The 20071-nt window shown below is 54.6% G+C and carries 14 protein-coding genes; 6 read left to right on the top strand and 8 right to left on the bottom strand.

The genetic code is table 11. The annotated features are described in order from the left end of the window. Positions 1–2: 2 nt before the first annotated feature. Both IPH75_01870 and aspS read right to left on the bottom strand, forming a co-directional pair. Positions 3–992: a PhoH family protein gene (locus IPH75_01870; GenBank protein ID MBK7140810.1), complete on the bottom strand. Its 990-nt coding sequence runs from the start codon at positions 990–992 to the stop codon at positions 3–5. A gap of 17 nt (positions 993–1009) precedes the next feature. Then, positions 1010–2815, bottom strand: a complete 1806-nt coding sequence (gene aspS, locus IPH75_01865; protein ID MBK7140809.1) for an aspartate--tRNA ligase — start codon at positions 2813–2815, stop codon at positions 1010–1012. Positions 2816–4434: 1619 nt separating this feature from the next. Here aspS and IPH75_01860 point away from each other — a divergent pair. After that, entirely contained in the window at positions 4435–5715 is a 1281-nt protein-coding gene (locus IPH75_01860) for a S41 family peptidase (GenBank protein ID MBK7140808.1), read from the top strand. Positions 5716–5793: 78 nt separating this feature from the next. Here IPH75_01860 and IPH75_01855 read toward each other — a convergent pair whose 3' ends face one another. Both IPH75_01855 and IPH75_01850 read right to left on the bottom strand, forming a co-directional pair. After that, positions 5794–7479, bottom strand: coding sequence for a T9SS type A sorting domain-containing protein (locus IPH75_01855; GenBank protein MBK7140807.1), 1686 nt, complete (start codon positions 7477–7479; stop codon positions 5794–5796). A gap of 186 nt (positions 7480–7665) precedes the next feature. Continuing rightward, the gene (locus tag IPH75_01850; GenBank protein ID MBK7140806.1) at positions 7666–8250 is read right to left on the bottom strand and encodes a hypothetical protein; all 585 of its coding nucleotides are present in this window, start codon (positions 8248–8250) and stop codon (positions 7666–7668) included. 149 nt (positions 8251–8399) lie between these two features. Here IPH75_01850 and dnaX point away from each other — a divergent pair, with 149 nt between their 5' ends. Genes dnaX through IPH75_01825 form a run of 5 tightly spaced genes read left to right on the top strand, consistent with a single transcriptional unit; the run spans position 8400 to position 13109 of the window. Then, a complete protein-coding gene (dnaX, locus tag IPH75_01845; protein MBK7140805.1) occupies positions 8400–10106 on the top strand; it encodes a DNA polymerase III subunit gamma/tau in 1707 nt (568 codons plus the stop codon). Between the two features lie 28 nt (positions 10107–10134). Next, entirely contained in the window at positions 10135–10461 is a 327-nt protein-coding gene (locus IPH75_01840; protein MBK7140804.1) for a YbaB/EbfC family nucleoid-associated protein, read from the top strand. Between the two features lie 13 nt (positions 10462–10474). Further along, entirely contained in the window at positions 10475–11074 is a 600-nt protein-coding gene (gene recR / locus IPH75_01835) for a recombination protein RecR (protein ID MBK7140803.1), read from the top strand. 18 nt (positions 11075–11092) lie between these two features. Then, complete coding sequence (locus IPH75_01830; GenBank protein ID MBK7140802.1) at positions 11093–12379, top strand: hypothetical protein; 1287 nt, start codon at positions 11093–11095, stop codon at positions 12377–12379. Further along, positions 12321–13109 (top strand): hypothetical protein, encoded by a 789-nt coding sequence (locus IPH75_01825; protein MBK7140801.1) that lies wholly within the window; start codon positions 12321–12323, stop codon positions 13107–13109. The genes IPH75_01830 and IPH75_01825 overlap by 59 nt, the downstream gene beginning before the upstream one ends. A gap of 2 nt (positions 13110–13111) precedes the next feature. Here the strand turns inward: IPH75_01825 and sthA are convergent, their stop codons facing one another. From sthA to IPH75_01805, 4 genes are all read right to left on the bottom strand, one after another. Then, entirely contained in the window at positions 13112–14512 is a 1401-nt protein-coding gene (gene sthA, locus IPH75_01820; GenBank protein MBK7140800.1) for a Si-specific NAD(P)(+) transhydrogenase, read from the bottom strand. A gap of 77 nt (positions 14513–14589) precedes the next feature. After that, positions 14590–16179 (bottom strand): hypothetical protein, encoded by a 1590-nt coding sequence (locus IPH75_01815; GenBank protein ID MBK7140799.1) that lies wholly within the window; start codon positions 16177–16179, stop codon positions 14590–14592. Between the two features lie 120 nt (positions 16180–16299). Further along, a complete protein-coding gene (locus tag IPH75_01810; GenBank protein MBK7140798.1) occupies positions 16300–17298 on the bottom strand; it encodes a PorV/PorQ family protein in 999 nt (332 codons plus the stop codon). 12 nt (positions 17299–17310) lie between these two features. Beyond that, entirely contained in the window at positions 17311–20058 is a 2748-nt protein-coding gene (locus IPH75_01805) for a hypothetical protein (GenBank protein MBK7140797.1), read from the bottom strand. Positions 20059–20071: the final 13 nt, after the last annotated feature.

The following is a 20071-nucleotide window of genomic DNA, read 5'->3' as shown; positions in this document are numbered from 1 at the left end:
TTTTATTCCCTTGGACCCTGTTTTGGGTTTTCGTAACGATCATACGCTTTGATGATCGCCTGGACCAGCGGATGTCGTATCACATCCCGCTCCGTCAAATAGATGAATTCCAGCCCTGGAATCCCTTTCAATATTCGCTGTACCTTGACCAGTCCGGAGGCCTTTGCATCCGGAAGGTCGATCTGCGTGACATCACCGGTGATGATCGCCTTCGAACTTTCACCGATTCGTGTCAGAAACATCTTCATCTGCGCGCTGGTGGTGTTTTGCGCTTCATCCAAAACGACAAACGCTTCATTCAGCGTCCGACCGCGCATGAAGGCCAGCGGCGCGATCTCAATTATCCCCATCTCCAGCAGTTTCCGGATCTTGTCCGGCTGGAGCATATCGTACAAAGCATCATAAACCGGTCTCAGATACGGGTCGACTTTGGCCCGAATATCCCCCGGCAAAAAGCCGAGCGATTCGCCGGCTTCCACTGCTGGACGCGTAAAGACAATTCGATTGACCCGATTCGCCTTTAACTCTGCGACTGCCATCGCGACGGCCAAGTACGTCTTGCCTGTACCGGCCGGACCGATCGCAAAGACCATATCATTTTTGGCTACTGCTTCCACATACTGTGACTGACCGATCGTTTTCGGCTTGATCGCCTTCTTCAGCGCGGAGGTCAACAGCGCATCGGTCGAGATTGATTCCGCCGGCCCCTGACCATTCTCCCGCACCATCGCCATCGCATACGTCAGGTACTGGTCGGTGATATACGCCCCTTTGCGGACGCGCGTCATCAAGTCGGTGAAGAGCGCGACCACTTGGTCAACATCTTTCGGCTCACCGTCGATATTGATCCGGTCTCCGCGCGCCACGATCTTGACCGGGAAACGCGCCTCTATCTGGCGAAGAAAACTGTCATTCTGCCCGAACAGCAAACGCAGGTCGATCCCCTCGGTAACGAGGTTCCGTCCGCGCTTATCGTCATTTTCGTGATTCATAATCTCTCAGCGAGAGCTTATTCTCCTTTGACGATCTGTAATCCAAGTTCTTCCAGTTGATCCGGCTCTATCTCAGAGGGAGCGCCATCCATCAGCGACTGCGCCTGCGCGGTCTTCGGGAACGCGATCACATCGCGGATCGAATCAGATCCGGTCATCAACGTCACCAATCTATCTAGTCCGGGAGCGATCCCGGCATGTGGCGGAGCGCCATATTCAAGCGCCTTGAGCAGGAATCCGAACATCCGGTCTGCGCGCTCTTTGTTGATCCCAAGGATCTGTAAAATCTTCTCCTGCAAGTCGCGACGGTTGATCCGCTGGCCGCCTGAAGCTATTTCCGAACCGTTCACCACCAGATCGTACTGCAAGGCTCGCGCCTGACGCCACGGGTGATTCAGATCGGAACCGGGTAACGTCGACGTGAACCCTGCCTCGACCAACTTGAGATCTGCCTCCACCGGATGAGACACGATATTATGCATCGCTTCCCAACGGTTATGTTCCTCGTCGTAGTGGAACATCGGGAAATGCGTCACCCAAAGGAATTTGAAATCATTCGGTTTCATCAGATTATGCTCGCGCCCCAATTGCAGGCGCAACTGCCCGAGGATCGTCTCACACTTCAACTTTTTATCCGAAACGATAAACAGCGCGTCGCCGACATTCACTTTCGCCGCGGCCAGCAGTTTGTCGCGCATCTCATCGCCGATGAATTTCGTTATCGGCGATTTCACTTCACTGTCCGTCCGAAGCAGATACGCCAGCCCGCCGGCGCCAAGATCTTTCGCCTTCTGCGTCAGATCATCGATCTGCTTGCGGCTGTAAGTCGCGCCACCGGTCAGCACGATCCCCTTCACCACGCCGCCAGCATCGAGTGTATCGTTGAACACTTTGAATCCGGAGCCGCGCACCGTCTCGCTCAGGTCGACGATCTCCATGCCGAACCGAAGGTCGGGCTTGTCGATCCCCCAGCGATTCATCACCTCGGAGAATTCCAACTGAAGGAACGGCGTCTGGACTTCGACATTCAGCACCGTCTTGAAGATATACTGCATCATCCCTTCGATGACTTTCCAGACATCCTCGGGGGTGACAAACGACATCTCCATATCGATCTGCGTATGTTCCGGCTGACGGTCCGACCGCAAATCCTCATCGCGAAGGCAGCGCGCCAACTGGAAATACTTGTCGAACCCGGAGATCATCAGGATCTGCTTGAGCAACTGCGGCGACTGCGGCAGCGCGTAAAATTTTCCATGGTGCACGCGGCTCGGCACGACATAATCGCGAGCCCCTTCCGGGGTCGAGCGCATCAACAGCGGCGTTTCGATCTCGTAGAAACCGACCCCGCTCAGGTAGTTCCGGATCGCCATGGTGGTCTCATGACGAATACGTATCTTCTCCTGCATCTCTTTGCGTCGAAGGTCCAAATATCGGTATTCCAGCCGGAGCAGCTCGTTGGCGTTGGTCGTATCGGTAATTTCAAACGGCGGCGTTTTCGACTCGGCCAGAATATGGAATTCGGTCGCGTTGACCTCGATATCGCCGGTCGCAATTTTGGCATTATGGGTAGTCCCCGGCCGTTCGCGTACTTCCCCTTTGACCGCCACGACGAATTCGGAGCGGGTCCGTTGGGCTTCGGTCAGCATTGCGGGGTCGAAAGTCTCCGGATTGATCACCACCTGGGTGATGCCGTAGCGATCGCGAAGGTCCAAAAAGAGGAGACCGCCGAGATTACGGTAGGCGTTGACCCATCCGTTGAGACGGACGGATTGGCCGATATTGGCGGCGCGGAGTTGGCCGCAGGTATGGGTTCGTTTCAGTTCCGAGAAGTGGGGCACGGAGTCCTCTATCTAATCTGTTGTTATACAAGTGAATATCGGCAGATTAGGCCGATTGGTCAAGTGGGGGAATTGGGTCATTTTGAGGGGTAAAGGTAGGGGGTAGCGAGGGGGATGTCAAGAGCCCCCTCTTGCAAGCCTGGGCCGATGAACTAGGCAAGGCGGTGACAAGTTGGAATCATCAGGTTGTTAGCAGTGAGAGGGTTGAACTTTCGGGAGTCGAAGAAATTTGGTGCGCGGCATTCAGACCACCCCCTATTAATGGGGGTGGATCATGGAGTACTATGCTTTGTAATACAAACTCGCTCGTTATAGCAAGGCTTGTGGGACGAAAACCAACCACGCGCCGCTGGTTCGCACAGACAGCTTTCGACATTTCTAACCTCTCTGACTTTTCCTCATGCAAACAGAACCCAACCATTTATTGTGGGCTTCTCAATTGCACATATTCATTCAATGTCATTGCGAGAAATCGCGGTTCGCTCCCTTGAAAGAATACAAATCCCCGCCCGCGATTTCGAAGCAACCTATTCACTCCTCCCTTAATGGACCACAGAACCATACAACACGTGGATAGACCGATCTTCAATTCAACCCGCCCTTGACTTTTCCCTCACCACTCTCCTTTATTGTTCTAAGGGAAAAAGCATGACAATCGTCTCAAAGAAATGTCGAAAACCAATGAGATTGGACATCCTGAAGTACGTCTTTTTCGCAATCCTGTTAGTACTTGTCTTGATGATCGTGGTTGGGTGTACTACATACCACTGGCGCTACTTCGAGGCATCGGAGCGCGACCCATCAGTCGAGGACCTATCCCTCTGGCCGATACTGGAAGCCTACCAGGGTTCGTCCAGGGCTGATCCGAAACGAGACACTACTTTTTACTTCAGCGTGTGCGTGGGATGGAATCGCGATGTCGCGAAAGATTCGACATATACGCGAATTGACTCCATGCTCATTGTAGACAGTGCAGTCATACAATTCGAGGGATTGCAACGGCCACGCGCCATGAAGTCATCGAGGCAGCAACGTGACCGCTACACATGCTCAGGGTATTCGACTGTGTTTTTGTCGGACTCCCTCCTGATACCTATGCAAGTTGACACTGTAATGGCGTCCGTCTTCTGCTCGGGTGGCCCATTGTTACCAGGGTTAAACCATGTTTCTAAATTCACCATGATCCGCACGGAGCGGAGCAGTTTTGGTCCACTGATGGACTAGCCATGTAGTTGAAACCGAAGCCCGAATTGACCCACGCGCGCTGCTACCCCCTCGTATTACCTTTCTACCTGCTTCCCCCGTCACCCCCATATATATGAGAGATATCTCCTCGCCCGGCACTCTTCTGCCGAAATGCTGACAACTGTAATATTCACCCCTCTCCCCAAACACAAAAGAATGCACCCTCCAAAACCTCAAGCCTCCAAACCACAACTACATCGAAATGACCGTTTGTCACCCCCCCAATTACAAATACTAGCATAGCCACACAGATCTGCAATCACATGTAATACCCCCGCCATTCCCCCCCCACTCTCCCCTTGCCTCCCACCCCTCAATCCGACATATTTCCGCACCACCTGTAACATGGAGCGCTGATGTCGATATCTGTACGCCTGATCGCCGCGTGTGCCGTCCTGCTTTTCCTTCTCCCGTTTGCCCGGGCGGAGCAGTCGTCGACCCTCCCCGACTCCCTCGCTCCCGTCGTTGAGATCATCGAGAAAAACTACTGGCGCGACATCTCCCGCGACAGCCTGATCGAGATCATCCGCTCCGGCGACCTGACCAAACTCGACCCGTACTCCGAACTTCTTGACTCGATCGCCTGGAGCGACATGCATCTCGATCTCGCCGGCTCATTCGGCGGCATCGGCGTATTCATGAAGTACGATAGCGCCCTGCAACAGCATTCTTTCCGTGGGGTCTTCCTCGGCTCCCCCGCGCTGGCAGCCGGACTCCGGGCCGGCGATCGAATAGTGACTGTCGATTCACAGATCGCCCACGGGATGTCGCAGGATGTAATGTTTGGGCTGCTCCGTGGCAAGGTCGGCACCACGGTCAGACTCACTGTCCAGCGCGACTCACTCTCGTCCCCGCTCGCTGTTGAGATCCAGCGCGCGAAGATCGAAATCACTTCTGTTCGCGGCTCCGGCCGTCAGTCCGATTCAGCGCCGGACTACCGGGTCGACACCGCTCCGGAGATCGCCTACCTTCGGATCACCCATTTCAGTTCCACTACCGCAGCCGATGTTGACTCTGCGCTCACCCGCATCAACGCATCCGGTGCCAAAGCGCTCATTCTTGATCTTCGCGATAACTACGGCGGGCTGATGCGTGCTGCCCGGCAGGTCGCCGATATGTTTCTGGACTCGGGCGTGATCGTCTCGCTGCATGGTCGCGCCGAAGACGATACCTCATACACTGCTGAGCCCGGCACAAGATGGACACATCCGGTCGCGATGCTCATTAATGACGGAACGGTTTCCTCGGGTGAGATCTTAGCGGCGGCACTCCAGGACAATAGGCGGGTGATCACGATCGGCAGTCGCACGTACGGCAAAGGTCTGGCGCAGGATCTTTTTGCCCTCCCCGATTCGATCCGCGGCCTCAAGCTTTCCACTTCCGCATTCTTCCGACCGAGCCGACAGCCGATGGAACGGCATCTGCCGGGAAGCGACACGACTATCGGCGGCGTTTCGCCTGATTCTGGGATGGCGATCACGGGACCATCCGATCGACTGGGGAAGGAATATATCAGGGTGCAGGATACCGATGATTCGTGGCAATTTGCCGGGACGACGATCCCGCTTGCTACCCCCACCAACGACAGTTTCATCTCCCTCGCTGTCGACGCATTGCGGAAGAGAATCTCTCGCTGACCTGTCAGTAGTGCTCACAAAAAAACGAGCAGGTCTTGCTGACCTGCTCGCTCAATTGTAATACCGATTCTTGTTCTCTTATTTAACCAGCACCATCTTTTTAGTCTGGGCCATTTCTCCCGCCACCAGTCGATACAGATAAACCCCGGTCGAAACTTCATTTCCACCGTCATCCATCCCATTCCATTCGACGGTATGCGCTCCGGCGCCACGGCTCTCGTTGAGCAGTGTCCGAACCTTTTGACCGAGAGAATTGAAAATCTCGATCGTCACCTGCTCGCGCGACTCCAGACTGAACTGGATCGTCGTGCTCGGATTGAACGGATTCGGATAGTTCTGCTCTAGCGCAAATGACGAGGGGACTACTTCAGCATCATCAATATCGGTCGTCACGCCGGGGATCCCCTTGGTCACCCAACACCCAGACGTATTCAGAGTCGTCGAACCAAACGTAACTACGGTCGGATTCGATGCTATATGATAGCCGCCGACATAAAACGCGGACCCTGCCCGATTGAAGACCATCCGCTTTGGGTCGGTCAATCCAAGACCATCCGGCTTCAGCCGTGCCATAAAAATCCCGCTGGTATCGATCCCCACGATCATGGTGCTCATAGACGAATACGGAATGTGATCCTGACCTGCGAAATTGACAGTTCCGCCTGGGCTAAAGGTCACCCAGATATCGTTGTTTGGATCGCATACTACCTGACGAGCAAAGCATTGGTTGGTCGAAACTCCGTTCAATGACCATTCATACGTCCCGGTCGGCGAGTATTTCGCCAGATAGATATTGGTCAACGGCGTGCCGCTGGCGATAGTATCATTCGTCACGAATCCCAACTTCTCGCGGTAATGGCCGGTCACATATACGTGTCCTCCTTGATCGGCCGCAATTGAGTAGGCTATTTCATCAGGTGATCCGCGATAGCCAAACTGCTTGGCCCACTGGACTGTCCCACTGGTGTTGTATTTCACCACAAAGCAATCCAGATCCGCAGTGCTGGGCGTGGTCAGCGTCACACCACCAAAATTGACTGTCCCGCCAAAGGTCCCGCAGGCGACAATATTCCCGCTCGGGTCGATGGCGACATCATAGAACAGACATTGCGCTCCCAGCCCCGTCGGAACTGTCCGGGTCCAGAGCGTGTCACAATTCATATTCAGTTTGGCGACAACCGTGCTATTTACTGCTGCCATGAAACCGAGCGGACTGTAAGCCAGTCCACCTATATAAATGGCGATATTCTGCGTCGTTTTGGCGATCGTACATATCCCGTTGGCATCAAATTTCGCAATACAGACTCCAAAGATCAGCGAGGTAACGGTCTGACCATCTAGATTGAAACTGGGTGACCCAAAATACACCTGCGCGTACATATTCCCAGCCGTGTCGGTTATCATATCAATGATCTGATCCGCGTTCGCCGTGCCGTAGCGCTTCGCCCACTGGATCGCCCCGGAAGAGTTGGTCTTGGCGAGAAAGATGTCCGTCCCACCGGCACTATTCAGGGTTGTCGCTCCGACGATCGATTGATCCGCCACCGCGCCGCCGAAAAAAACATTGCCGCTGTTATCCACCCCAATACCGTGGGTGGTGATGCCGCCGGCGATCGGCGTTCCGGTCAATCGTCCATTGGCGACCCATTCCCACGATGGGATCTGGGCAACCGCCGAAACAGAGGAAAGCGTTGTGAGAGCTGCCGCCAGCAGGAATCGGCCAAACATCCGCGAAAGACCCTGTTGCGTGAACAGAGATGTCATAGATCCCTCCGTCTGGGATGAAAGTATCAGGTGATTTGGATAGTAAAGATATTACATAATAGACTTAATTAGTCTTCATGTCAATTAAGTTCCGGCGGATCTTTGGCTGATACTTGATTGCGAATGGGAGGAATCTGATGTCTTGGTAGCGATGCGGTTGGGCGAAAGAACTCTGAAACCGACCGCTTAGAACATCACTCCGGCCCGAAAGTAGGTCGATGGTCCGAAATTGATATTGTGCTCGTTGTTCCCCCCAAAGGCGGCCCCGATCAATCCCGCTTCAAGATAAGGCGCCACTCTCCCCCGCCCGAAAAAGATCGTCTCAAACGAGGTTTTCCAGGTCATATAATGAGAACGTTCGATCCGGACATGGTTCAGGGGGGCAAAATAGTCCATCACCCCGATTCCGATCGCCAACCCCGGCCGAAGACCGATCCGACTGGTCTGGCTAAAAAAGAGCCGTTTCACTGTTCCGGTCACGTCTATAAAGTATTGCCCTGAATCAGCCAGATGAACGCGATGAACATCCACCCCAAACCCCATATGCCACCATCGGGCGACCCGAAACTCCATTGCCGACCCAAACGAGAATCCGGTCTGCGTCTCTTCTCTCCTTCCATCGAGCAGGAAGTCCCCGGTCGAGACAAATCCGATTCGCACGAGAAAGAACCCCCGCTTGTCCCAAAAATCCCCGCGCGGCATGAGAACTTCCTGACCGAATGCCGAAGCAGCGGACAACAAAAACAGGCAAATGAGGAGTATTCTGGTCATTAGGTGTATCAACTTGTTACGTACCAATATAGAGTAAGACGGTCAAGGTAACAAAATGTTAAATCGCACCGGTCATTTGGTACCGGTAACCGGGTAGCAGTCTGCAAAATCTGATTTCCGATTGGTTGACTTTTGGGTATACTGAATAAATGAGCTACGTCGTATTCGCCCGCAAATACCGACCGCAAACCTTCGACCACGTTGTGGCACAAGAACATGTCACACGGACGTTGCGTAATGCGGTCCTCCACGACCGGATTGCCTCCGGCTACCTTTTTTGTGGTCCGCGCGGAACCGGCAAAACGACTGTTGCTCGAATCCTCGCCAAAGCGGTCAACTGCGCCAATGGCCCGACCGACAATCCCTGCGGCGTCTGCTCCCAATGTCTTGAGATCGCCGGGGGCTCGTCGATGGATGTCCTCGAAATCGATGCTGCCTCAAACACGGGTGTTGATGATATCCGAACCCTCCGCGAGAATATTCGCTATCTCCCGGCCGGTGGCAAAAAGCGCATTTATATCATCGACGAGGTTCACCGCCTCTCCGGCTCGGCATTTGATGCCCTGCTCAAAACGCTCGAAGAACCACCGCCGCACGTCCTGTTTGTTTTTGCCACCACAGAGCCGCTCAAAGTCCCGGAGACTATCCTCTCTCGCACCCAGCGGTTTGATTTCCGTCGCGTTTCTGTCGAGGACCTGGCAAAACATCTCGGTAATATTGCCACCAACGAAAAGATCACAATTACCGAAGCTGCCCTGCACCTGATCGCCCGGAAGGCGGATGGTTCCGTTCGCGATTCCCTATCACTCATGGATCAGATCGTGGCGTTCGCTGGCGACAAGGTCGACGAACCCGATGTGGTGCAGGCGCTCGGCCTCATCGACCGCGAGTTTCTCTTTTCTTTCGTTGCGGCGATCGCGGCCTCGGACCGCAAACAGGCGCTTCGCCTGACTCGTCAGGTAATCGAGAACGGCATCGACGTCGGTGATTTCGCCGAAGAGCTCTTAGAACATTTCCGCATATTGATGATTTTGCAATCCGACCCGGATGCATCCGGTGCCCTGTCGCTTATCGAAGCCGAATTGACTGAATTCCGCAAACAGGCAGAATTCTTCCAGGTCGGTGATCTGCTGCGTCTGATGAATATGGTGGTCGAGCTGAATAACGCTCTCAAGTCCGGTCTGGATGAACGCCTCCTGATCGAGGTCGCCGCTATCAAGATGGCCAGCATGGAGTCGACCGTTCAATTAACCGAACTCCTCGAGAAACTGGGAAGCGGTCTTCCGGTCGCCACGGCTGTACCGACTGCCGGCACCGGCAAAGGCACGCCTGAGTTGTTTAATCCTCCATCTGTGAAACGAGCCATCGCTCCTCCGGCACGTCCAACACCGCTCCCCTCCGCGCCGACTGCCGCAGCATCGATGCCATCGCAGCAGAGCTGGCCGAGCAAACCGATCAATTTGCCGCAGCTCCAGGCCGGATGGGATGGCTTTCTGACCAATTTCCGGCAAAGTTTCCCGATGTTGGCCTCTCAGCTTCGCATGGCCGAAATGACCGCCGTTAAGGATAACCAGATTCAGTTCATGTTTTTCTCGTCCGGTGAAGCCTCGCGGCAACTGGTGCAAAAACCGGAGAATAGTCAGACTATCACCAACGCCTTGCGCGATTACTATAAAACCAATCTGACAGTTCGCTTTGATGTCGACCTGTCAAAGGAATTCCCGGCCGGATATGTGGAACAGAACTCGCAAAAGTCTGTTGACCCTGTCAAGCTGGTGGAAAACTCACCCCGATTGAAAAAACTGTTGGAAAAAGTCGATGGTGAGATCATTGGGATCAAAAAAGTAGAACAATAGTAGCGTTTCGCATACGAAGGAGTATACCATGGGAATGGGCGGATTAGGCGACATGATGAAACAGGTCCAGAAGATGCAGGCCAAGATGGAAGAACTGCAGGCGCAACTGGAATCTGCCACCGTTGAAGGTTCTTCCGGCGGCGGAATGGTGAAGGTCACCACCAACGGTAAGAACGAAATACTGTCGCTGACGATCGACCCGGAAGTGGTCAATAAAGATGATGTCGAAATGTTGCAGGATCTGGTCGTAGCCGCCGTCAATCAGGCGCGCCAAAAGGTCCAGGAACTGCAGGCCGAACAAATGGGTAATCTGACCGGCGGTCTCAAGATCCCCGGGTTGAATCTTCCGTTTTAGCTGAAAGCACACGATGTACACTTCGTCCGAATCGGTCGAACGCCTTATCAATCGTCTCTCGCGCCTTCCCGGGATCGGTCGCAAGTCGGCCGCCCGTGTCGCTTTTCATATTCTGAAGCTCTCCAAAGAAGAGGCGGCGGAGATCTCCGAAGCTATTCGCGAGGTGAAAGAAAAGGTCGGCTCATGTTCGATCTGCTGTAACATCTCGGAGACCGATCCGTGCGCCGTTTGTCAGGATATGCGCCGTCGACGCGACGTCATCTGCGTGGTTGAAGAAGCCGCTGATGCCGCCGCTATCGACAAAGCAGAGGGCTTCGGTGGGCTCTTTCACATACTCGGTGGACGGCTCTCCCCGCTCGATGGGATCGGCCCGGATGACCTGCATGTCAAAGAACTACTGACGCGCCTCAACGATGGTTCGGTCGCCGAGGTCATTCTGGCAACCAACCCAAATGTCGAGGGTGAGGCAACCGCGACCTATCTTTCGCGCCTCCTTCGCCCGATGGGCATTCGAGTAACGCGCATTGCCCGTGGACTTCCGGTCGGCTCCGATCTGGAATATGCCGACTCCGCAACGTTGTCTCGCGCCCTCGAAGGGCGACAGGACATTTGACCGAGATACTCCTTTGCAATGTCAGCATCCAACCGCGATAAAGCTCTTCAACTGACATTCATCGTAATGGGCCTCTTTCTGGCCGGGCGACTTCTCGGCCTCGGTCCGTTAGCCTCAGTCTGGTCATTGGCCCATTGGTCGGCTACTCCCCTCGTCGCCTTGCTTATCTGGGCAGTGGTGGTTGCTCTGGTCGGTTTTCTTTTCTTCAAAAAGGTTGATGCAGTGATAGCCGGTTCTGATCGGCTTATCTGGGTGATGCCGATACTTTTCTTGCTGATGGCCGCTCTCCTGCGCTTCGACTCATTTGCCTATGGCGGCGGTAATCTCCGCATCGCCGATTTTGCCCAATCATCGCAGATCATCTATCGATGGTTTGAAATGGGCTCCGTCGCGGTTGCCGGCAAACTCTATCAGTCCTTGCGCGAGTTTGGCATTCCCACTCGTGAGGCCGCGGTCAATGGGTGGGTGATCTGGTCGCTCGTCTCTGGATTGGTGTCGGCAATCGGGGCGACTCTGCTCGCAAAGCGACTGGCAGAGAGCTTTATGCATCGATTCATGCTGAGCGTGATCATGCTGATCGGCGGACACTCGCTGGTGCTGTTCGGCTACACCGGAGTTGAGAGTTCACTTCCGATGTTCGTCATCTGGTTTGGTCTGGCCGCGAACTACTATTCCTCAAGACGCAACGCGCAGGCACTTCTGCTTTGTTGGGGACTCGCCGCGCTGGGACTGCTTTTCCACATATCGCTCTTGATCCTGATCCCCGGGTGCGTGTTTCTCACTCTTCGACACTTTGGCGGCAAAAAGCCGAATCGTGTGCCGTTGGTCGGCGCGTTACTCACGTTAGTATTTCTGGTGGTTGGCCTGTATGTCCAGTCGGGACGCAATCTTGAACTGCAGTCAGTGATCTTGTTGCTGTCAGGAAAACGCCCTTTGGGCGATTACGGTCTCTTTTCGATCAGGCACCTGCTCGACTGGTTCCAGATAGTCTTCCTTGGTGCGCCAACGGCCATCATCGCGGCCTATTTGCTCTGGACTCACCTGCCATCTCGCGAGCGTGCCGACCTGATCGGCGCGGTTAGCGTTGTGGCATTGTCAGGATTGGTCGCCATCTTCGTACTCGATCCGTACCATTCGGTGATTCTCGATGCTCCCCGGCTGATGGCCTACCTCGCCCCCGCCGCTCTGCTGCTCGCTTTTCTGGTTGCCGACCGCTCCGGTAAGTCATCCGCCGAAAGCAGACTTCTTGCCTCTCCTGGCAGTCGCTGGAGTGGCAGTGCTGTTGGCGATCCTGCCGGTTTATAATTCGATCAAGCTCGCCGACAAGTACGTTGTGACCTACCTCGATGCGCATGACACCTATTACCCTGCGGCTACGATGTCTTTTCGCGATGCTCACTTTCATCGCAAAGAGATCGACCAGGCACGCCATTGGGAAGATCAACTCGCAGTCAGATCCACCGACTATTTCCTGCTCCGCGGATCGGAGATTCTGCGACTGAATGGCAGCTACGCCGCCGCCGCCGAAGAACAGCTCAAGATCGTGACCAAGTTCCCCTATTGGACAGAACCGCGCGCCATGTTCGCTGTCAACCTGATGACTCTGGGGCAATACGCCAAAGCAAAACCGCAGATCGATACCTGCCTGATGCTCCAGCCGTATGACAAAAAGAATCTGGTGAACCTGTATAGTTATTACCGGGACATTCAGGATTGGTCAAGCGCGGTTCGCGAGGTTGCGCGGGCGGAAGAATTGTATCCCGGGGATGTTGAGATCAGGACTGACCGGATGCTGATCTTCTATCGGGCCAACGATCAGATGGCCGCACAAGCGATGGCCGACGAATTGCTGGAGCAGGATTCGTTGCTCCCCTTCCCGTATCTGGTTAAGGGATTGCTGGCTGACCGAAGTCAGTCACCAGCCAAAGCGATCGGCTTTTATCAACGGTTTGTCGAACTGGCGCCGAAAGAACCAGAGGTTCCGAAAATCCAGCAACGGATCGACTCGCTCAAGATAGCGCTGCCGAGCCAATAAACTTACGTTCGATAGCGCAGCCGCGCAAATCCATCCATTGCCGCAACTTTGTATGCTTCCGCCAGAGTCGGGTAATTGAATACCGTATCGACGAAATAATCCAACGTGCCGCCATGGGTCATGACTGCCTGTCCGATATGTACCAGTTCGGTCGCCCGCTCGCCGATGATATGTACGCCGAGGATCCGGTGCGATTTCGGATTGAAGATCAATTTCAGCATGCCATCGTGATCGTTGATTATCTGTCCTCTGGCCAGTTCGAAATATCGTGCCACACCGATCTCGTACTCTTCCCCGCCTGCAGTCAATGACTCCTCTGTTTCGCCAACCAGCGAGACCTCAGGGATCGTGTAAATTCCGAACGGAAGCAATGTATTCAAGCAGGAGACATCGTCTTTTCGGAATGCGTGGATCGCTGCCAATCTCCCCTGGTCCATCGAAACCGAGGCCAATGATGGAAACCCGATCACATCCCCCACCGCGTAAACCGAGGGGACATTGGTTCGATAGCGCTCATCAACTTTGATCTGACCGCGATCATCGGTCTCGATCCCCAGCGCCTCGAGGCCAAGATCTTCGGTGTTGCCCGATCTTCCGGCGGCATACAGCAGCCGGTCGGCAACTATCCGACGATTAGACCGGGTGGTGGTCACGACCTGATCTCCTTGAACGGAGATCGCTTCGGCGGAATCACCGAGCATCAGCGTGATGCCATACTTTCGCATCAGGTAGACGAGGGCATCAGCTATTTCATGATCGAGAAATGACAGTAGTTTTTTGCGGGGATCGACGATCGTCACCTTCACCCCAAGATGCGTAAAGATGGATGCGTACTCGCAACCGATCACCCCTCCTCCGACGATGGTCATCGTGCGCGGAAGAATGTCCAGGTCGATCACCGTCTCGACGTCGTAAATGAACTTGTGGTCGAACGGAACATGAGGTGGATGATAGGAATGCGTTCCCGTCGAAATGATGATCACTTCGGCAGTGACGATCCGATTGGAGGAGCCATCGGTGGAGACGATCACGGTATGCGGATCGGTGATCATCCCGGTCCCATGGATCACCGAGATCCGGTGCTGTGCCATGTTCTGCTGGATGACATCCAGTTCCTGGAGGACAACTTGATCCTTGCGATGCATCAGTTCACGGATGGAAAGATCGGCGCGAACGCCACCGACGAGACCATATGCAGTCCGCTGACGCAGCCCGGCAATATACATTGCCGTCTCGCGAAGGGTCTTCGATGGGATCGTCCCGGTATGGATACAGACACCTCCCTGAACCGAGCGACGTTCAATGATCGCCGCACTCTTGTTCATCTTGGAGGCCTCGATCGCCGCCTTTTCTCCGGCGGGACCGGATCCGATGACTATAACATCATAATCGTATTGTGGCACATGCCCTCTGGTTCATGGTTAGCCGTCTGCGATCGGCGACTGGGAAATTCGTCCAGATGAATCGAATTTCACCTCCGCTACAAAGGAAGAGTCTGACACGCCTGCTTTTTGGAAAACGCGTCCTTCAGCAGATCGGCCCGGAATCTGATCCTGACCGTCCGTGCTGGCTTGTCAAAATACTCCTCAGATGGGGAAATCCCCCAGATATATTTCGCCACTAGTTCATTGGTTGCGTAGTCGTATAAGCCCGCCTCGTTCTGGTCAAATCTGACCCCGAAACGATACCCTTCAAAAGGCTGGGTCAGGCCATATTGTTCCTCAAAGAGGTGCGACCGTTTTCCAACCAGCCGGGAGTCGGGAGAGAATAACAGATTCCCCTGTACCGCGCCAGTATCTTTGGACAGCTCGAAGCAGACCCACTCTTTCGTCTGGGTCACGGTGAAATAGTCTCCCTCGAGCAGCTTTTTCCCGTCCTCCAGTACGCCTGCCCGCGCGACTGCCATCTGCTCGGACGCTTTCTCTATGAATGCCGCAAAATCTGCTTTCAAGGCTTCCCAATCGGCAATCCCGGTCGCCTGTACCAGCATTCTGCGGACCTCCAGCAAACTCAGCGTATCAAGCGTGTAGTCTGTAAAGGAGCCCTGTCGGTACAATGTCCAGAACGCGACCGGCCCGACCTTCTGCATCAGATACTCGGTGAAGAGACCGGCCACTGGATAGGCAATATCTGCACCACCGCTCGCTTCAAAACCTCCATAGGTGAGGATGGAATCCATCTCAACCAGATTTTCCTTGTAGAGGTAGACACCGAGGTCCAGAAGGGCCGTGGCCCGTTTCCCCCACCGTCCGGCATACTGCACGGCGACTCCTTCGCGCAGAAGCGGCAGAGTCTGGAGTGGGATCTCCTTAAGCGAAATATTGACCAGCAGATGGATCACTTCATGAAAGTGCGGGAAATCCGCCGAAATGATATCGTTTGAGGCGAGATCCAGCAACCCCTTCGTGTGTTGTCCGGTGATCACTTGAACCGTCGAGTCGCCGTCGCAGAAAAAGAACTCGATCTTCGACTCCGCGATCGTACTCCGCATCCCCTTCTCGATTTTGAGCGAATCACACATCCGCTCGACAAATCGATCCGCCTCTTCCAGGACCGCCGCATTCAGGTAAACCTCTTTGTCCGGATGCGCATGAACACGGAAGTACTTGCTTTCAGTCACTTTCCAATCGGCCGCATAAAAATCTTGCGGATAGGTCAGTGAATAGTACTCTCCGGATTTGATCGCGTAATACGGCCATTTGATCAACTGAGTGTTGACGATACTGCTGTACTCCATCCGCATCACGCGACCATTTTCAGTCAGGCTCATCGCCTGTTTGGCCGCGGGAGTAACATGGTAGCGCATAGTCGGCAGATTGCGCACTACCGGCGAAGTAGCATCGACCCGGATCGATATCGAAGGATAGGTAATGCCAAACCGGCTGGAACGTTCCTGCGCCTCAGGCGTCCAAAGCATTGACGCCGTCTCAAAGTTCTCTGAAGCGAGCAGGTCAAAGTAATATTGCAGTGCCTGGATCGCGCTCTCTTCGGCACGGACCGAACTACCGAACTGCACAAGGGTCAGGCAACTGACCGCGATCATGATCCACTTCTTGGAGGAGTTCCTCATAGCTTTCCTTGGTTTGGCTGTGAAAGAGGGTAAATATACAGCTTTTACCCGTCAAGTCCAGCCAGGTCGAAAAAAAAGCCCCGGGTTTCGGGGCTTATCTCAAAGCAACACAAAGCATTCTTAGAAGGTGAAACCGACCGAGAACCGCTGGGTAGCGTCCAGACGGCCAAAATCCTGCCAGGAATAGTCGATCAACAGACGAGTCCCCTCTGTCACGTTCGCCTTCAGACCGCCACCCAGCGACAGACCCTCCTCTTCGTAGTTCAGCTTGTAGCCGCCACGCAGGAAGAACTGGTCGTTAAAGCCATACTCGGCCCCCAGGGAGCCCTGTTCGACGTTATCCGACGGGTGCTTCATTTCCGCCGCAAACAGCAGATTCCCTTTCGGGCCCATCGGTAGATCATAAGCCATGCCTACCCGGAAGGTCAGCGGCATATCGTAGCCGGAGGTCTTCAGGCTGGCGCCGACCGATGAGTTGTTCCCTTCCCCTTGCTGAGGATCGTAGCTGAAATTGAGGTCGGGGCCCTCAAACTGCATTTCAGGTCCCATATTGGTAATACTCATCCCCAGCCGTAATGTACGGAATCCGGTATTGAGCATTGTTCCGAAATCAAAGCCAAACCCCTGGGCATTTTCCAGGTGGATCTTCTCGCCGACATACTTCACCGTGCCGCCAAACGCAAACTTGGTGGTCAGTTGCCGCGCATACGAGAGGCCGATAGCGTACGAGGAAGCGTTGTAGAAATTCCCAGTGCCGTCCTGGTTCTCAAAAGTGGTGATCTCCTGTTTCCCCATGGAGAGCACGGTCGCCGCCACGCCGAAGGTCCCGATATCCTCGAAATACTTGGCAAAGCCGACGTAATTGAGATTGATGTCCAGCACCCAGTTGACGTTGGTAAAACCGATCTCGCTCCGTTCGATCGCCGCCAGACCCGCTGGATTCCAGAACATGGAATAAACATCATTGGCTGTCGCCACCGATGCTTCACCCATCGCCTGATACCGCGAGCCGACCCCGATCTTCAGGAACTGCGCACCTGCTGACCCGACTTTCGAGAATTCGGCGGAGGCGCTGCTGACCAGCGACGCAACGAGAAGAATGGTAACTATCCTTTTCACGTGCCGCCTCCTCTACTTAATGATGGCGAATCGACCAAGCCGCTCGCCATACGGAGAATCAACGTGGAATATGTATATGCCTGACGCGATCAGTTGCTGATTTGTCGACTGAAGGTTCCATCGCGCCGTGCCGGTTTCTGAATCATGTTCGAGCGTTTGCACCAGATCGCCCGACAGCGTATAGATCCGGATCGTACACTTGCTCGGAACATTCTGGAATTCGATGATCGACTCCCCTTCCCCGGTCTCCACCCGAGCGGAGTATTGGGCGAAATACGGATCAGGGACAACCTTGATCTTGGCCAGATCGCGGGTTGCTTTCGAGCTGCTGATCCCGTCGATCTTGAATGCAAATACGTCCTGCGGGCTGTTCAACGGTGCCCCTTCGATCGTGTAAACATCCCCGACTGAAGGTGCATAGCTTCCCTCGTCGAAGTCAAACATCCAGCTATAGTAGTACGGGAACGCTTCCCCGGTCAGATCGCCGGACTCATCGTACGGATAATTGACGATTGTCAGCAGATCGTACGGCTGATACGCACCGTCATCATCATTGTCATAGATCGCCAGCGAGACCCGCTCATTGGTGGAGGTATTCCAAACCTCGAACGGGATATCATATCGGCGCGGGTCGCCGGTCCAGTACTCGATCACCGATGGCGCCACCGTATTGTTGCCGGTGTAACGCAATTCATAGTTCGAGCGGAAATGCTGCCCGCCATAGGCGTTGGCCGGGTTGCCGGTGAAGTTCGGGATCGAGGGCCCATAGAACTGATGAATCGCCAGCGTGGTATCGCTGCCGGCAAAACTGGTTTGACTCGTTGCTTCCGGCTCACGATCGCCGTCACGAACCACCACGCGCAGACCTTCGATCACTTCGTAGTAACCCGGATCATCGTCAACGCGCGTCTGGTGCCCTAACAACGTGTCGCCGGTGGTCACATTGATCAAATGCCAATATGTCCGCTGCGGCGTATCCTCAAACACCACCTGATAATCTGGACCATTCAGCGAGTCGCGGTTGAACAACAGAGGATAGACTGATCCTGCCGATGGCTCATCGGTCCCCGTATAGTTTCGTACGACCGTGCCGGCGGCTTCATAATATCCGGCGGGATCTTTCGAAGGAACCGCCCGAATAACATTGGGAGCCACTTCCGGTGAACCAAATCCGGTCTGCAGTACATCGACGGGGACAGTTGAGTCACCCAGATCGAATGCGCTCAGGCAATACCAATATTCTATGCCATTATAAAGCCCGGTATCCACATAGCTGTGTGGGATCGGGTCTCCGGCTTCCTCGACACGATAGGTTGTGAGCGCCCGGAAGTCTGTCGTCAGACAGCTGTTGCCGGTCGAATAGATCGTCTGTCCCCAGGTTTTTCCCTGGTTGTCTGATCGATACAACTTGTAGCCACTGAAATCCTGCACGCCCGACAATGGGTCAATGCTGACCTCGGCAGTATCATTCCAGGAGAGGTATACTTTGCGATCTCCGGCGCGAACCATCAGGGTCGGCGAGACCGGCGGCTGCGGACCGACAAAATGTTTGTCGTACAGTGCCTGTGCACGGTCGGAATTGGCCCGCAGAGCTTCCTCATCCTGACCAGCCACCAGCGCGTATACAACTCGCACCGTCTTGCCGGCTGTCAGGTCGATCCCTCGTGTGCACTGGATATAGTACTGGTCGGTCGGCGGCAACGGGTCATCGAAGACCGCTGCGTTCATCAATTCGAATCTTGGAATGTCGTCGGTCGGGAAATCACTGGGTATCTGTTCCCACTCGCCGGTGCGAAGTCCGGTCATGCCGATATTGTCCGGCGTTTCCAGCAACTTCGTCCCCATCATACCGGTGGTAACGGTCGGACCCCAGCCCGGATCAAATCCGTCCAGGTCATATGTCCAGGCGAGGTTTTCGGCGACGTCATATTCGACGACATCTCCGAGACGCCCATTTTCTCCCGTACCATCCGGACCGCCAATATCAAAATCGGCATAAAGGCCGAAAGTGAAATTGCTGTAGTCGATGGCCGAGTTGTTGGTGATCTCGAGAATAACGAACGAGATATCTTCATTGTAGCAGTAGTTCCACTGCAACATGGTGTGCGTAACGCTCAGTCCCATCAGGGATGTACCGCCCGCGGCATCATTGAAGACGTAATGAGACTGCTGCAAGGCGAGCGGTCCGCCGGGATAAAATGTCGAATCGAGCGGATTGAAATTGTCGGTGTATTCGTACGTCTCCGATTCCGGATCGAACACTCTCCAGCCAAACGCCGGATTCCCCTTCCCCAGACCAACAGTGTCAGATGGGTCATACTGATAGTAGCGCGTGGTATCGGTCGACAGCAGGATGCGATAATCTTCCGCGCCGGAAGCGATCATCTGCACTGCCTGGAATTCATCCCAGGTGTTGGCGACGAGGGTATCCCCATTCGGGGCGATCCCGCCCATCCAGTACTTGATCTCCGCCAGGTAGTCATGGCCCGAATTGCGCGGCCATTCGCCCGACGCGAGACCATAATGACTGTAGCCGCCGACATAGCCGGCGTTGTCAATGGTCGTAACAATGTTCCCCATATTATGGAGTATCTGGTCGATCGTGGCCGGTGCCGGCGAAAGGACCACCGGCGCGTTCGTCTGGCCGGTGGTTAACTTGCGTTCCGCACCTGGTGAGATCGCATTCGCGATGCTCACGGAGACCAGGACCAGAGCAACGGTCAGCAGAAATACGGGGCTGTTCATTTCATGCTTTTTCATGCTTCACTCTCCG

It is taken from the genome of bacterium, assembly GCA_016708025.1.
GTDB lineage: Bacteria > Zixibacteria > MSB-5A5 > GN15 > FEB-12 > FEB-12.
The sequence above is the reverse complement of the archived record's forward strand: the minus strand, read 5'-3'. Positions and strand labels throughout refer to the sequence as shown.